11 protein-coding genes are annotated in these 15,273 nt (G+C 70.1%); 5 read left to right on the top strand and 6 right to left on the bottom strand.

Annotation, left to right across the window (positions count from 1 at the left end; all coding sequences use genetic code 11):
- Positions 1-91 precede the first annotated feature (91 nt).
- Positions 92-2,446 carry a Tex family protein gene (locus tag ACFJIT_RS15070; protein WP_379654097.1) on the bottom strand — a complete coding sequence of 785 codons (2,355 nt, stop codon included), beginning with the start codon at positions 2,444-2,446 and terminating at the stop codon, positions 92-94.
- A gap of 185 nt (positions 2,447-2,631) precedes the next feature.
- On the opposite strand from ACFJIT_RS15070, the gene ACFJIT_RS15065 reads away from it, so the two are divergent.
- Positions 2,632-2,991, top strand: a complete 360-nt coding sequence (locus ACFJIT_RS15065) for a hypothetical protein (protein WP_130561377.1) — start codon at positions 2,632-2,634, stop codon at positions 2,989-2,991.
- Positions 2,992-3,023: 32 nt separating this feature from the next.
- Here ACFJIT_RS15065 and ACFJIT_RS15060 read toward each other — a convergent pair whose 3' ends face one another.
- The gene (locus ACFJIT_RS15060) at positions 3,024-4,250 is read right to left on the bottom strand and encodes an MFS transporter (RefSeq protein WP_130514808.1); all 1,227 of its coding nucleotides are present in this window, start codon (positions 4,248-4,250) and stop codon (positions 3,024-3,026) included.
- A gap of 76 nt (positions 4,251-4,326) precedes the next feature.
- Here ACFJIT_RS15060 and ACFJIT_RS15055 point away from each other — a divergent pair, with 76 nt between their 5' ends.
- The 4 genes from ACFJIT_RS15055 (at position 4,327) to ACFJIT_RS15040 (ending at position 7,669) form a co-directional block, all read left to right on the top strand.
- Positions 4,327-5,121: an AraC family transcriptional regulator gene (locus ACFJIT_RS15055; protein ID WP_379654096.1), complete on the top strand. Its 795-nt coding sequence runs from the start codon at positions 4,327-4,329 to the stop codon at positions 5,119-5,121.
- A gap of 266 nt (positions 5,122-5,387) precedes the next feature.
- A complete protein-coding gene (locus ACFJIT_RS15050) occupies positions 5,388-5,870 on the top strand; it encodes a hypothetical protein (protein WP_205954987.1) in 483 nt (160 codons plus the stop codon).
- 19 nt (positions 5,871-5,889) lie between these two features.
- Complete coding sequence (locus ACFJIT_RS15045) at positions 5,890-7,173, top strand: XVIPCD domain-containing protein (RefSeq protein ID WP_379654095.1); 1,284 nt, start codon at positions 5,890-5,892, stop codon at positions 7,171-7,173.
- Positions 7,174-7,495: 322 nt separating this feature from the next.
- Complete coding sequence (locus ACFJIT_RS15040) at positions 7,496-7,669, top strand: DUF1328 domain-containing protein (RefSeq protein ID WP_130514813.1); 174 nt, start codon at positions 7,496-7,498, stop codon at positions 7,667-7,669.
- Positions 7,670-7,882: 213 nt separating this feature from the next.
- On the opposite strand, the gene ACFJIT_RS15035 is transcribed toward ACFJIT_RS15040, so the two are convergent.
- From ACFJIT_RS15035 to ACFJIT_RS15020, 4 genes are all read right to left on the bottom strand, one after another.
- On the bottom strand, positions 7,883-8,371 hold the full coding sequence (locus ACFJIT_RS15035; RefSeq protein WP_379655783.1) for a VOC family protein: 489 nt from the start codon (positions 8,369-8,371) through the stop codon (positions 7,883-7,885).
- A 190-nt stretch (positions 8,372-8,561) separates the two neighbouring features.
- Positions 8,562-10,703, bottom strand: coding sequence for a S46 family peptidase (locus tag ACFJIT_RS15030; RefSeq protein ID WP_379654094.1), 2,142 nt, complete (start codon positions 10,701-10,703; stop codon positions 8,562-8,564).
- Between the two features lie 162 nt (positions 10,704-10,865).
- Positions 10,866-11,384: a hypothetical protein gene (locus ACFJIT_RS15025; protein WP_379654093.1), complete on the bottom strand. Its 519-nt coding sequence runs from the start codon at positions 11,382-11,384 to the stop codon at positions 10,866-10,868.
- A gap of 70 nt (positions 11,385-11,454) precedes the next feature.
- Entirely contained in the window at positions 11,455-15,222 is a 3,768-nt protein-coding gene (locus ACFJIT_RS15020; protein ID WP_379655782.1) for a translocation/assembly module TamB domain-containing protein, read from the bottom strand.
- Between the last annotated feature and the right edge of the window lie 51 nt (positions 15,223-15,273).

Here is a 15,273-nt window from a genome sequence, read left to right as displayed (position 1 = left end):
CGCGAAACTCCCTGGCTTACCGCCTGCGCGGGGATGGCGGTTGGGCGGGCTGGGCGCGTGCGGATCACCCGTCCTCAGACCGCCACCGCGATCACTTCCCCCGCGCCCGCGCAAACGCCGCGGCCAGCGCGTTGTCCGCCGGCGGTGAGGTGGGCTTGGGCGGCCGTGCGTTGCCGCCGCCGTGGCGCGGGCCGCCACGTTCATTACCCCGCGCATTGCGGTCCTCGCGCGGGCCGCTGGTGGGGGCGCCGGGGACGTCGTCCAGGCGGCGGGTCAGGGCGATGCGCTTGCGGGCCACGTCCACCTCGAGCACCTTGACCTTGACGATGTCGCCGGCCTTGACCACCTCGCGCGGGTCCTTGACGTAGGTGTCGGACAGGGCGGAGATGTGGACCAGGCCGTCCTGGTGCACGCCGATGTCCACGAACGCGCCGAAGGCGGCCACGTTGCTCACCACGCCTTCCAGGATCATGCCTTCGCGCAGGTCCTTGATGTCCTCCACGCCCTCGGCGAAGCGCGCGGCCTTGAACTCCGGGCGCGGGTCGCGGCCGGGCTTCTCCAGCTCCTTGAGGATGTCGCGCACGGTGGGCACGCCGAAGGTCTCATCGGTCAGGCGTTCGGCCTTGAGCCCGCGCAGGAAGGCGGTGTCGCCGATGATCTGCTTGATGGTCTTGCCGTCGGCCTGGGCCAGGATGCGCTCGACCACCGGGTAGGCCTCCGGGTGCACCGCGGAGGCGTCCAGCGGCTGCTCGCCGTCGCTGATGCGCAGGAAGCCGGCGCACTGCTCGAAGGTCTTCTCGCCCAGGCGCGGCACCTTCAGCAGCGCCTTGCGGGTGGGGTAGGGGCCGTGCTGGTCGCGGTAGACCACGATGTTCTCGGCCACGGCCTGGGACAGGCCCGACACGCGCGTGAGCAGCGCGGCCGAGGCGGTGTTGACGTCCACGCCGACCGCGTTGACGCAGTCTTCGACCTTCGCATCCAGGGCGCGCGCCAGGCGGAACTGGTCCACGTCGTGCTGATACTGGCCCACGCCGATGGCCTTGGGTTCGATCTTCACCAGCTCGGCCAGCGGATCCTGCAGGCGACGGGCGATGGACACCGCGCCGCGCAGCGACACGTCCAGGTTGGGGAATTCCTTGGCCGCGGTTTCCGAAGCCGAATACACCGAGGCGCCGGCCTCGCTGACCACGATCTTCTGCAGCTTGGGGTTGTTGCAGGCCTTGATGACCTCGCCGGCCAGCTTGTCGGTCTCGCGGCTGGCGGTGCCGTTGCCGATGGCGATCAGCGCCACGTCGTGCTGCTGGCACAGGCGCTTGAGCGTCTGCAGCGACTGCTCCCACTGGCGCTTGGGTTCGTGCGGGTAGATGGTGTCGGTGGCCACCAGCTTGCCGGTGGCATCGACCACGGCGACCTTGCAGCCGGTGCGGATGCCCGGGTCCAGGCCAAGCACGGTCTTGGGCCCGGCCGGGGCGGCCAGCAGCAGGTCCTTGAGGTTGTCGCCAAACACTTCGATGGCCTCGCCTTCGGCCTTCTCGCGCGCCTGGTTGAACAGGTCCAGCATCAGATGCAGGTGCAGCTTGGCGCGCCAGGTCAGGCGGCAGGCCTGCGCCAGCCAGGCGTCGGCCGGGCGGCCGCGGTGGTCGATGCCCGCCGCGCGCGCGATGCGGCCTTCGGCGTAGGCGTTGCCGGCCTCGACGTCAGCGCCGGGCTCCAGGTCGAGCTGGATGAACTCCTCGCGGCGCGCGCGGAACAGGGCCAGCAGGCGATGCGAGGGAATCCTGGCCAGCGCCTCGCTGTGGTCGAAGTAGTCGCGGTACTTGGCGCCGGCGTCTTCCTTGCCTTCCACCACGCGGGCGCGGATCACCCCGTTGTCCTGCAGCCAGGTACGCAGTTCGCCCAGCAGCGCGGCGTCCTCGCCCCAGCGCTCCATCAGGATGGCGCGCGCGCCCTCCAGCGCGGCCTTGGCGTCGGCCACGCCCTTGTCGGCATCGACGAAGCCGGCGGCGAAGTCCTCCGGTACGCGCGTGGGGTCGGCCAGCAGGCCGTCGGCCAGCGGCTCCAGGCCGGCCTCGCGCGCGATCTGCGCGCGGGTGCGGCGCTTGGGCTTGTAGGGCAGGTAGAGGTCTTCCAGGCGCGACTTGCTGTCGGCGGCGAGCAGTTCGTTACGCAGTTCGTCGGTCAGCTTGCCCTGCTCGTCGATGCTGGCCAGGATCGAGGCGCGGCGGTCTTCCAGCTCGCGCAGGTAGACCAGGCGCGTTTCCAGTGTGCGTAGCTGGGTGTCGTCCAGCCCGCCGGTGACTTCCTTGCGGTAGCGCGCGATGAACGGGACCGTGGCGCCTTCGTCCAGCAGGGCGATGGCGGCCTGCGCCTGCGCGGCCTGCGCGCCGATCTCGTCGGCGATGGTCTGGGCGATCTGGCGCGCGAGCGCCGCGGAGAGTGCTGCCATTGCGTGGTTCAACCGGGACTACAGGGCCGGCGATTGTGGCGTCCTGCGTGCGCCAGTCCAAGCGGTTGACTTTCACCGCGCATGTCCAAATTGCGGTTTGACGCGATGCCGAGCCGCTGCTAGAAGAACTAAGGGCCGTGGATCGCCGGCCGGCTCGGAAGTACCACCCCTGACAGGACGTCACCATGATCCCCGATCCAGAGCAGTTGGCAGAACAACACGCGCGCGAATTCGCAGGCCCGCAGGATCGGATGCTGCGCCAGGCCGGTCGCGCGCTGGAGGCCGTCGTCCAGCAGTTGCCCGAGGCCGAGCAGATCGCCTTCGCCGACCGCTACATGGCGCGGCTGACCCAGCTGACCCTCGCGCAGTCCTCGTCCGCTCGCCCAGCCGAGGCCACGACGCGTCGATCGCCGGAGGCGGCGGGATTACCGGGTGATGCGAATCCGCGAACCCGACGGTCGGGCGTCCGGCGGTTGGTGCCGGTGCTGCTGGTCGTCGTCGCGGTGATCCTGGTCCTGCTGATCAGCGGCATCGGCGCGCGGTAGCTGCTGCCGCGCGGGCCGGGCCGCACACCGGCTCAGGCGTGCCGGCGGTTGGGCAGGAAGGCGGCCACGATGCCCAGCAGCGGCAGGAACGAGATCACCTGGTAGACCCAGAAGATGCTGGTGTGGTCGGCCAGCACGCCCAGCACCGCCGCGCCCAGCCCGCCCATGCCGAAGGCGAAGCCGAAGAACAGCCCGGACACCGTGCCGATGCGGGTCGGCATCAGCTCCTGCGCATAGACCAGGATCGCCGAGAACGCCGAGGACAGCACGAAGCCGATGATCACCGTCAGCACCGTGGTCCAGCCCAGGCTGGCGTAGGGCAGCAGCAGCGCGAACGGCGCCACGCCCAGGATCGAGGCCCAGATCACTGGCTTGCGGCCGATGCGGTCGCCCACCGGCCCGCCGATCAGCGTGCCCGCCGCCGAGGCCAGCAGGAAGCCGAACAGATGCAGCTGCGCGCTGGGCACGGACAGGTGGAACTTCTGGATCAGGAAGAAGGTGTAGTAGCTGCTGATGCCGGCGATGTAGAAGTACTTGCTGAAGATCAGCACCAGCAGCACGCCGATCACCCAGGCCACCGTGCGCCGCGGCAGCGGCGCAATGCCCGCCGGCGCCGCCGCCTTGGGCCTGGCCGCGCTGCGCGCCAGCTGCAGGCCGTACCAGCGCCCGACATAGGTCAGCAGGCCCATGCCGATCAGCGCCGCACCGGCGAACCAGGCCACGCTGGTGCGCCCGTTGGGCACGATCACCGCCGCGGCGATCAGCGGGCCGATGGCCGTGCCGGTATTGCCGCCGACCTGGAACACCGACTGCGACAGCCCATGCCGCCCGCCCGAGGCCAGCCGCGCGATGCGCGAGGACTCGGGATGGAATACCGCCGAGCCGATGCCTACCAGCATCGCCGCGCACAGCACCATGACGAAGTTGGGCGCATAGGCCAGCAGCAACAGGCCGCACAGCGTCGAACCCATGCCCATCGGCAGCGAGTACGGCGCCGGCTTGCGGTCGGTGCGCAGGCCGATCAGCGGCTGGAACAGCGAGGCGGTGAGCTGATAGGTCAGGGTGATCAGGCCGACCTGGGCGAAGCTGAGTTGGAACTGGCCCTTGAGGATCGGGTACAGCGCCAGGATCAGCGACTGCATCATGTCGTTGACCAGGTGCGAGCCGGTCAGCGCGGCGAGCACGCCCACCGCGACCGGGCCGCGCGCGGGCGCTGACGTGGCGGGCTGGGCGGGCAGGGGCGCGGTGGTGGTCGACATGACGGCGGCACGGTCCGGGACGGGCAGGGGGCGCATGGTAAAGTCGCGGCCGACGCCTTTCTTGCGCGATCTGGTCATGACCTCCCGCGAAAAGGACATCGAGGGCCTGGGCGAATCCCGTCGCGTCGGGGCGGCCGCCGACGTGCCGGTGACCTGCCTGGCCCGCGATTACCCCGCCGACACCCTGATTCCGCTGCACCACCATCCCGACCGGCACCAGCTGGTCTATGCCGAAGGCGGCGTGCTGGCGGTACGCGCCGGCGATGGCCGCTGGGTGGTGCCGAGCACGCGCGCGCTCTGGATGCCGGCGGGCGTCGGGCATCAGGTGCACTGCATCGGCCTGGTGCGCATGCGCAGCCTGTACATCCTGCCCGGCGCGCTGCCGGCCGCGCCGAAGGCGCCTTCGACCGTCTCGGTGACGCCGCTGCTGGCCGCGCTGATCCATGCCGCGGCCGAGGTCGCCTCGCCGTGCGCGGCCGACTCGCGCGATGGCCGGCTCATGCGCCTGATCCTGGACGAACTGCAGACCCTGCCGGTGCTGCCCCTGCATCTGCCCGAGCCACGCGACGCGCGGCTGCGCGCGATCGGCCGCCAGCTGGAACAGGCGCCCGACGATGCCTCCACCCTGCATGACTGGGCCGCGCGCCTGGACGTGGACGTCAAGACGATCCAGCGCCTGTGCCAGCGCGAGCTGGGCATGACCTTCGGCCAGTGGCGCCAGCAGGCGCGGCTGCTGCGCGCGCTGGAACGCCTGGCGGTGGGCGAGAAGGTGATCGATGTGGCGCTGTCGCTGGGCTACGACAGCCCCAGCGCATTCGCGACCATGTTCAAGCGCCGCTTCGGGCAGACGCCGAGCCAGTTCTTCCGGTGAAGACACTGAAGCTGGGACAGACGTCGCAGCTGACGGGTTTGACCGCTTTCCGGGGCGCTGCTAGAAGGTGAACCGGGCCATCCGGGGGTGGCCTCTCTCTCGCAGCGAGACCGATCTCCATGCACCGTCCGACCCCATCTGCCGCCGTCGTCTCCCTGCGCCTGATCTGGCTGGCCCTGAGCGGCCTTGCGACCACGGGCTGCGCGACACCGACGCGTCCGGACGCCGCCCCCGCCGCCGCTTCCATCCCTTCGAAGGATCCGATGATGAATGCCACCACCGCGCCGCCCCTGAGCCTGGACGATCTCAACCAGCGCGTCCTGCGCCTGATCGACGGCATCCACAGCCGCGAGGATCTCGCACCGGCGCAGCTGCAGCGCCTGACGGGCGTGGAGGTGGAAGTCAATGCCGAAGATCCGACGATCTATGGCATCGCCGGCCCGGTCGAAGGCCAGGGCCGCTACAGCCTGGTGTCCTCGCACAAGAACGCCTCCGGCCAGGTCGACAGCCTGCTGCTCTCCTTCGAGCCCGACGATGCGGCCGCGCCCTGCGCCAGCGTCGAGGGCTACCGCAGCGCGCTGGCGGCCGCCGGCTTCTCCGGCCAGCACCTGCCGGCCGGCCACCGCGGCAACGAAGCCTGGTACTTCACCCGCCAGGGCGTGAGCGTGAACCTGCATGTCCGCCCCGCGCGCGGCGCCTCGCCCGCGCCGGACTGCGTGGCGTCCATGGTGATCGGCGTCTACCAGTAGCGTCGGCGAGGACCAGGACATGAACGACAAGCACGTCGCAGGCAAGCCCTCGCCCACTCCGGAACAGCAGCTGCAATCGATGCTGGAGGCCTTCGACAAGGCCAATGCCAGCGGCAGCGTGCATCCGGGGGAAGACCTCAAGGCCGTGCTGGACAGCACGCCGGGCCTGAAGGCCAATGTGCTCGACGCGATCGAGAAGAAGCAGCTGGACAGGATCGAGGCGCTCAACGTCAACGGCGCGCTGGGCGTCTACATGGGCGATTCGCGCACCATCCAGATTTCCCCCAGCCAGCTGCACATCGCGCGCACCGACCCGGAGATGCTCAACTCGGTGCGCTTCACCCTGGGCCACGAGGTCAAGCACGCGGCCGATCGCGCGCAGATCATGACCTCGGACGCCAGCCTGGAGAAAGGCGTCAATGCGCTGGCCGGCAGCGGCGGCAAGGTCCACGACTACACCGCGGTGATCAAGCAGTTCAACGAGACCTCGCGCAGCCTGGAGACGCATGCCGAACTGACCGGTTACAACGTCGTGGTCGCCCAGGTGCTCAAGGACAATCCCAAGGCGACGCTGCGCGATGTCTACAACACCTCGCCCAGCGACATGGATCCGTACATCCAGAAGGGCGGCACGCCGGCCAACCCGACCTACACGCCGCGTCCGGGCATCACGCTGGACGGGCTGAAGATGGCGGAGACCAAGGAGAACCTGGCCGCGGTCAACACCTACTTCTACGAAGCGCGCGGCTACCCGCAGCAGAACGTTTCCCAACTGCTCGACTACGCCGGCCAGGCCGAGGCGCATTACCACCCGGGCAAGGGCGCGCCGCAGATCGAGGTCGACCTCAAGGCGCTGGGCGTGTCCAAGGGCCAGGTCTCCACCAGCGCGACGTATGTCGATACCAGCGCCAAGCCACGGCTCGGCGCGCCGGCTGCGGCGCCTGATGGCCTGTCCGGCAACCGCCTTTACGACGATGCCGCGCAAGGTCTGGGACGCACGCAGACCGGTGCCGCCCTGGACAGGATGGCCTTCCGCCAGACCGCCGCGGCGATGGCGGCACAGGCGCAGCAGGATGGCCTGCGCCGGATCGACAGCGTGCACGAAGGCCGCGATGGCCGGCTGTTTTCCGTCCAGGGCCAGCCTGGCGCGCCCGACGCCCTGCGCAGCCATGTCGAAAGCGCCCAGGCCAGCCGCCAGCCGCTGGAGCAGAGCGCACAGGTCCTGCAGGTCCCGCAGGCGCCACCGCCGCAGGTGCAGTCGCGCGAGCAGGACGTGCAGCTGCACGCGCCGTTGATGCGCTGAGAGCAGCGGCCGCGCGTGGTGCGTTGACGGGCGGTTCGTTGGTTTAGGGCGGGATTGCGCGGGAGACTTGCGCTGGAGGCCAGAGGCCAGAGGCCAGAGGCCAGAGGCCAGAGGCGAAGAGGATTGCAGGGATTGCGAGGTTGGCGGGCCGTCAGCATGCGCCGGCCCGCGCGGCTATGGGATACCTCAGCAACGCGCCACGCTGCCGTCGCGAGCCGGGCCGGGCTACGCGGGATGTGAGCATCGCGTCTGCGCGTCCTCACCCGATGCGCACCGCGCGCTGGCTAGGGTGCCGCCATCTGACCGTGCAAGGAGACATCCCATGCTCAAGTGGGCGCTGATTTTCGCCATCATCGGTGTGGTGGCCGGCGTACTCGGCTTCGGCGGCATCGCCGGCGGCGCGTTCGCCATCGCCAAGTTCCTGTTCTGGGCCTTCATCATCATCGCCGTGATCCTGTTCGTCCTGGGCATCACGGTCTTCAAGAAGGTCACCTAGCTCACGCTCCGCCCCTCCCCTTGCGCAGCAGGGGGAGGCCGGGAGGGGGTTGCCTCAGCCGAGGCGATTTCTACCGAAGAGCAGCAGTCTTTTCACTGACTGGTTCGCTAATCGCAGTTCCCGTTGGATTGCGCCCCAGCGCGGCGACATCGTCGAACGAAGTGCTGCTAATCACTTGGACTGCAGGCGCGGCTAGGCCTCTCACGCGCCCGATCATTCCGCTGGCGTCTGCATGAACTCGATCGTGATGCGATCGGGGCCTGCGACATAGGCAACCAGTGTCCCCTTGCGCGGCCCGCCGGGAATCGGCTGCGGGCTGCCTTTCGCTTTCCAACCCGCCGCCTCGACGCGCGCGATGGCGGCGTGGATGTCCTTCACGGCCAGCGCCAGGTGGGCGGCGCCGATCGCACCTGCGCTCTCCGGTACGGCTCCATGCTCGCGGCCTCCGGAGTACTGCAGCAGTTCAATCGCGAACCCATCCGGCGCCTCGACGATCGCGGTCCGCACGCTCGGATCGGCCACCCCTGTGACCTCACGGAGGAATTCGCCGCCCATCTCCGACTGCCGCCGCAGCGTGAAGCCGAGCGCTTGCGTCCAGAAGCGGAGGGACTCGTCCAACGAGGAAACGGCAAAGCCCGTGTGATCCACGGCGATTACGGTTGCGGGATGGGTCACTGCTGCATGCTTCCGGTGAGGGGCCAGGGAAGCAGAGTAAGGCACGCACCTTGCCCCTCCCCTTGCGCAGCAGGGGGAGGCTGGGAGGGGGGGCGTCAGGTCGCACAGATCTTGAAGCGAGGAGCGAAAAGCGCCCCTCCCCCTCAGTCGCTAGTTCGCGACTTCGAGCTCCCCTTCGCCTTCGGCGAAAGGGAGGGGGCCAAAGGCAGAGCGTTGCCTACTGCGCCGGCACGCCCATCTCGCGCAGCAGGGCGGGGGCCGGATAGACCTTGGCCAGCAGCCAGCGAATGTAGCGCGCGTCGACGTGGATGGCGCGCTTGTAGCGCGGGTCGTACCACCAGCTGGCGCTGACCGCTTCCCAGTTGCTGTCGAAGTTCAGGCCCATCAGCTCGCCCCTGGCGTTGAGCACGGGCGATCCGGAGTTGCCGCCGGTGGTATCCAGGTTGGTCAGAAAATCCACCGTCTGGGTCTTCAGCACCGGGTCGGCGGTGCTGCCGAAATCGCCCTTGGCGATCGCCTCCAGCAGCGGCTTGGGCGCATCGAAGGGCACGGTGCCGGTGTTCTTCTCCACGATGCCGGTCACCGTGGTGAGCGGCGCATAGGCCACCGCGTCGCGCGGCGCCAGCGGGGTCACGCGGCCGAAGCTCACGCGCAGGGTGCTGTTGGCATCGGGATAGCTGGCGCGGCCCTGCTTGGCGCGCCAGGCGGCCAGCGCCTGCATGTAGGCCGGACGCAGGCGCAGCAGATCGCCCTCGCGCGTCTTGCGGGCGTTCTCCAGCTCCAGCTGCGCCGGCACCAGCCTGGCGGCCAGCGCGATCAGCGCGTCGTCGGCCAGCGGCTGGCCCTGGCGCGCGGCGGCCAAGCGCGACAGGCGCTCGCGCTCGGTCCCCAGCGTGGTCGCGCCGTACAGCGCGTCCAGCGCCTTGGCCAGTTCGGCCGGCGTGCGGCCGAAGGCGGCATCGAAGGCCGGCACGCGCTGCGCCTCGGGCAGCTGCTGGTAGCGGCCCAGCAGCACGGTCAGCAGCGCCTTCTCGGTGCTCGCGTCGTAGCGGCGCTGCACCTGCTTGAGCTGGCCCTCGATCAGGGCCTGGTCGCGCTGCTGGTAGCCGGTCTCGCGCTGCGCATCGGGTTTGGCCGATTCGAGGCGCAGGCGCTCCAGGGTCAGCGCCGAACGCAGCAGCTGGGTCTGCCCGGCGACCAGGCCCAGCAGCAGGTCGCGATCGCCCATCGCCTGGCCCTGGGCCAGCAGCTGCTGCAGCTGATCGATCTGCTGCTTCTGCGCGCCGCGCGTGGCCCCGAGCATGCCGGCCTCGTCGGCGCCCCGCAGGCGCGCGGCGTCGCTGCGCTGCAGGCCTTCCAGCTCGCCGGCGGCGCGCTTGCGGTTGTTCTTCAGCGACTGCAGCTGCGAGGCATAGCGCGTGCGCGCCTCGGCATTGGTCTTGCCGGCCTGTTCGATCTGCGCGATCAGCGCATCGAACACCGCCACCCGCGCCGGCAGCACATGGCCGACCTGCGCCTCGAACTCGGCCGCGGTGCGGTTGCGATAGGTGATGCCGGGATAGCCGGCCAGCATGGCGAAGTCGCCTTCCTTCGGCCCCTCGACGGCCATCCTGAGGAACGCCGGCGGCTGATAGGGCACGTTGTCGGCGCTGTAATCGGCCGGCTTGCCGTCCTTGCCGACATAGGCGCGTAGGAAGGTGAAATCGCCGGCGTGGCGCGGCCACATGAAGTTGTCGATCTCATCGCCGTAGTTGCCGATGGCGCGCGGCGGCGCATAGACCAGGCGGATGTCGCGCAGCTCCAGCTGGGTCACGCGATAGAAGTCCGCGCCGTAGTCCATCGTGGCCACGCTGCAGCGCACGTTGCCGGCGGCCTCGCACGCGGCCACCAGGCGCTTGCTGGCCGCGTCCACGGCATCAAAGTAGGCGCGGCCGGTCTTGCCCTTCGCATCGGCCAGCACCTGGTCGGTGACCTTGTCGAAGGCGGTGGTGACCAGCACGCGGAAATCCGGATTGGCCGGCAGCTCCTCGCCGCGCGCCTGCGCGACGAAGCCATCGTCGATGAGGTTGGCGCCGGCCTTGGTGTTGTACTGGATCACGCCGTAGGCCACGTGGTGGTTCGTGACCAGCAGCCCGTCGCCCGAGACGAACGAGCCGGTGCCGCCGCCGACCTTCACCACCGCGCTCAGCGGCGCCTGCGTGACATCGGCCAGCGCGGCCGGATCGCCGCGGAAACCCGCCTCACGCAGCGGCTCGGCCAGCGACGGTAGCTGCGTGGGCAGCCACATGCCTTCGTCGGCACGGGCGGTGGAGGACAGCAGCAGTGCCAGCGAGGCGGCCAGGGGCAGGGTGCGGGTCATGTGGATCCGGATGCGATGCGAAACGTGGCGGCGACAGTAGCGGCCGCCCGCGCGCGCGGGCAAATGGGAAGCGCATGACGGTTTGGTCATGGGCGGCGTGTCGTGCGAAAGCCGGTGCGCTGCAAAAGTCCGCCAGATCGTTGTCCGCGGAGCCGAGTGCGGTCAGGCGGAGTCGAGGTCGCGGCCGTATCGCACACGGGTGACGAGGCGCTGCAGACCCGTGCTTCCGAAGATCATCCAGACCGCCAGGACCAGCTGCAGCAAGGTCGAGACCACGCCGCCCAACTGCTCGGGGCCCCAGGCGAAATATCCGGAGGCTTCGTGTCGCGTCAGCAGGTAGATCGTGACCCAGTAGCTGGCGTCGGGCAGGGCCGTCAGCAGCGTCCAGAATCCGAGCAGGGTCAGGCCTACCGACAGCGCGGTCGAGGCGCCCATGGCGTGATCGGCGCGCGGCTCCTTCATCACCGGCAGCAGCTTGCGCGCGATGGTCAGCGGGAAACGCCAGAGCGCGGCGCAGATCAGCAGGCCCAGGACCAGCACCGCCAGGCTCCAGGCCATCGCCGTGGTGTCGTGCTGCGCGCGCAGCGCCGCCATGCTCGGCAGGAACGACCGCAGCAACGTGATCAACAGGAAGATCGCGAACAGGCGCGATCCAACAGCGATACAGTCTTCCCGGTTCATGGCCTGATTCCTTGACCTTTGAAGATGTTGAGCTGGCCGCGCAGCGCCTTTGCGCTGCTGGCGATGAGGACTACTTCTCCTTGCGCCAATTGATCGACCCGCGCGTTTCCACGGTGGACGATTCGATCTCGGCGTTGAAGCCCTTGCGCAGCAGGTATTTGAGGGTGACCACCGAGCCGCCGCCGACCATGGCCACGCCGTAGCTGACGTAGAGCTTGGGCGAGAGGTACTTGCCGATGCCGAACACCGAGGCGCCCATCGTGCGCGACTCCAGCACGCCGGCGTCGTCCAGGCCGATCTTGGCGCCCAGCTGCGAGGCCAGCAGGCCGGCGCCGGCCGACAGCGCCGAGGACGCGGCGCTGACCTGCGCGCTTTCCTGGCTGCTGGCGGTGCTCAGCGGGCGGCCCAGCACCAGGTAGGCCAGCGCGTCGGATTCGGAGGTCTCCGGGTTGGACCAGACACTGGCGCGCGGCGCGCTGGCGCGGCCGGTGACGTCGATGCCGGCGGTCACCCCGGCGCTGACCACTTCGCGTTCGGCGCGGATGTTGATGTTGGGGTCGGAGACGTCGTCGTTGCTCCAGCTCAGCTCGCCGCGGGTGATGGTCAGCTTCTGCCCATAGGCGGTGTAGCGGCCATCGACGTTGAGCTGGCCGGTGGCCGACATGGCGCGGCCGGCGCGCGAATGCACGCTCATCTGGCCCTGCAGCGAGCCTTCCAGGCCGAAGCCCTTCATCCGCACCTGGTCGCCCAGGTTCACCGCCAGGTCCAGCTTGAGCAGCGAGCTGCCGCCTTCCTCCGGGTCGGCCGGGTCCAGCACCACCACGTCCTCGGAGGTGGACACGCCTTCGCTGAGCTTCTCCAGGTTGAGGTTGGCCGAGGGCACGGTGACCTGTCCGCCGACGCCCAGCACCTTGCCTTGCAGGGCGATGGTCATGTCCGGGTCGATCACCGCGCGCAGCTGGGTGGTGTCCGAAGCCAGGAAGTTCTCGCCGCGCACGTGAAACAGCAGCGGCTCGTCGCCGCCCTGCCAGCCCAGCGAGCCATCGATGGACAGCGCGCCGCCGGTGCCACCGCCGCCGGTGGCCGACTGCGACTTCACGCTGCCCTTGATCTGCGCGGTGCCGTCGGACAGCGCGGTCAGCTGCGCATTGCCCTGCACCAGGGTGATGCCCAGCGCCGGCAGGTCGCCGGTGAAGTCGCTCAGGTCGGCCTCGCCGCTGAGCAGCGGCGCGCCGCGCGTGCCGGCCAGGCCGATGTGGCCCTTGAGCTTGCCCTGCGGGCGCACCAAGTCCGGCGAGAACAGCTCCAGCCAGAACAGGCGGTCGTTGTAGAGATAGATGTTGCCGGTCAGCGGCGCGTAGCTGTCCCAGCCGGTATCGAAGGTCGCATCGACGAAGCCATTGCCCGCAAAGCCCGTGCCGAGGCGGCCGTGGATCTTCTGCGGCGTCATGTCCACATCGATGCTGAAGTGATCGTAGTGGACCAGTTCGCCGCGGCTGTTCTTGCCCATCTTCAGGCCGCCGTCCATCGAGGCGATGTGCACCTGGCCCTGCCAGGCGTTGGCCTGCGGCTTGAGGTTGGCCTCCAGCGTCAGGTCACCGCGCAGGCTGAGCTGGCGGCCGTCCTGCTGCGGCAGCCACGGCTGCACCAGGGTCAGCGGCAGGCGGTCGGAGTGCGCGCGCACGCCGTTGCGCGGCCAGTCGGCCGACACGCACAGGCTGCCGCCGTCGCCGCCGGCCAGGCAGCTGTCGGACAGGGTGAAGGCCTGGCCCTTCTGGCTGAAGCGTGCGGCCTGGGTCAGCGCCCAGGCATCGCCCTTGGACGGGACGATGCGCAGCGTCTCCAGCGTGCCGGACCAGGCGCCGTCCTGCGCCTGGCGCGCGTCGCCGGCGAGGGTGAGCGAGGCCATCTGGCTGTCGGCCTGCGCACGCAGCTGCAGGTCCTGCACCGCGCCGCGCGCCTGCACGTCCAGGCGGTCCAGCGCCAGCCCGGCCTGCACGCCGGTGCCGGTCAGCGCCAGCTGGCCATCGCCGCTCTTCCACGGCAGCCGGCCCTTCAGGCTCAGGGTCTGCGCGGTATAGGTGTCGAACTTGAGCGCGTTGCCGGTGAGGTCGGCCTCGATGGTCGGCGCGGCGCGCGGGCCGGAGAGCTTCAGCGTGCCGGCCAGCACGCCGGTGGCACCGGGCAGCAGGTCGGCCAGCTCCAGCGGATTCAAGGTCGCATCGATATCCAGCGTGTCGGCCACCTTGCCCTGCGCCTGCACGCGGCTGGCGCCCAGGCTCAGATCCAGCTTGCCCTGGCCGCTGTCGCCCTGCAGGACGAAGTTGCCGCTGCCGGCCAGCTTGCGGTCGCGCAGGCGGCCGCCCAGCTGCGGGATGTCCAGCGTCGCATCGAAGCCGGTGCCCTTGCCCGCGGCCGGATCGCGCTGCGCGCCCTTGCTGGACAGCTGGCCGGTGACCGCGCCCTTCCAGCCGGCGGCGAAGTAGCTCGGGTCGAAGTTTTGCAGCGTCGCCGCCACGTCCCAGGACAGCTGCGGCGCCCAGCCGACCTGGCCGGTGACCTGCAGCCCGCCGGCCGGGGTGGTCGCCTTGAGCGTCTTGAGCAGCACCTTCTCCAGGTCGCCGCGGCCGTCGAAGTCCACCTTCGCCTTGTCCTGTCCGCGCGCCAGATCGGCCGTGCCGATCGCCGCCCAGTCCGCCTTGCGCCCGGCCACGCCCAGGTCCGCATCGGCCTGGATGCGCGCCTCGCCCTCGCCCCACTTCAGGCCGCGCGCGTTGACCGCGAACTTGAAGCTCGGGTCCTCGGTCTGGGTGAAGTCGGCATGGCCGTTGAGGGTGACGCGGCCGTCGAGCAGCTGCACCGCCAGCGGCTGCACGGTCAGCGTGGTGTCGTCGATGCGCACGTGCGAGGGCTCGATCACCACCGCGTTCTCGCCCTGCTGGGCGTGGCCGCTGATGGCCGCGCCGCCGTCGGTGCCGCTGGCCTGCAGGTCGAAGGCCAGCGGCGGCGCATCGGCCGCACCCACGCCGAGCAGGGACAGGTCCAGCTGCTTGCTGACCGCGCGCATGGCCCAGTCCGGCTTGGTCGCGCCGCGCACGTCCAGGTGCACGCGCACCGGCGCCGGCGCGTTGCCGCCCACCGCCACCTGCATGTGCTTGACGTCGCCGCGCGCGACCAGCCCCAGCCGCGCCGGCGTCTTGCCGCGCGGGGCGGGGAAGCCGGCCGACACGGTCAGGTCGGTGTCGTAATCGTCGCCCGGCCGGTAATGGCCGTCGATGGAGAAGTTGCCGCGGTCGCTGGTGATCTTCACCGCGCTGGCTTCGGCATAGCCATCGCCCAGGTCCACGCCGCCGCGGATGCTGCCGAGGAAGATCACCGGTTCGCCGCCGGAGGTGTAGCGCAGCCGGTCGACCTGCAGCGTGTCGGCCTGCAGGTTCAGCGGCAGCTCGATCTGCGGCATCACCTCCGGCCAGCGCGGCAGCTCGAACGGCTTGTCCGGGCTGGGCGCGACCTCCAGCGTGGCGTCCTCCACTTCCAGCCGGTCCAGGCGCAGGCGCTTGCCCAGCAGCGGGCGCAGGTCCGGATCCAGCAGCACACGCTTGGCGGTGAAGTCGATGCCGTCCATGTGGAAGTGCACGTCGCGCAGCGTCAGCGGCCCGGCGACCGGGCCTTCGGCACTGGCGTAGGTCAGCGAACTGCCGGCCGGCAGGCGCGCGATCACCTGCGCCAGCAGCACGTCGCGGCCGGCCACGGTCTGCAGCAGCCAGTACAGCGCGACCAGCGCCACCACCACCAGCGTGGCCACGCCGATCGCGCTGCGGATGGCCAGCGTGCGCATGCGCGCCTTGCGCCGGGCGCGCAGCTCGGCGATGCGCGCCTCGCGCTCTTC

Origin of the sequence: Pseudoxanthomonas sp. UC19_8 (assembly GCF_042700505.1) — a bacterium.
Lineage (GTDB): Bacteria > Pseudomonadota > Gammaproteobacteria > Xanthomonadales > Xanthomonadaceae > Pseudoxanthomonas_A > Pseudoxanthomonas_A winnipegensis.
The sequence above is the reverse complement of the archived record's forward strand: the minus strand, read 5'-3'. Positions and strand labels throughout refer to the sequence as shown.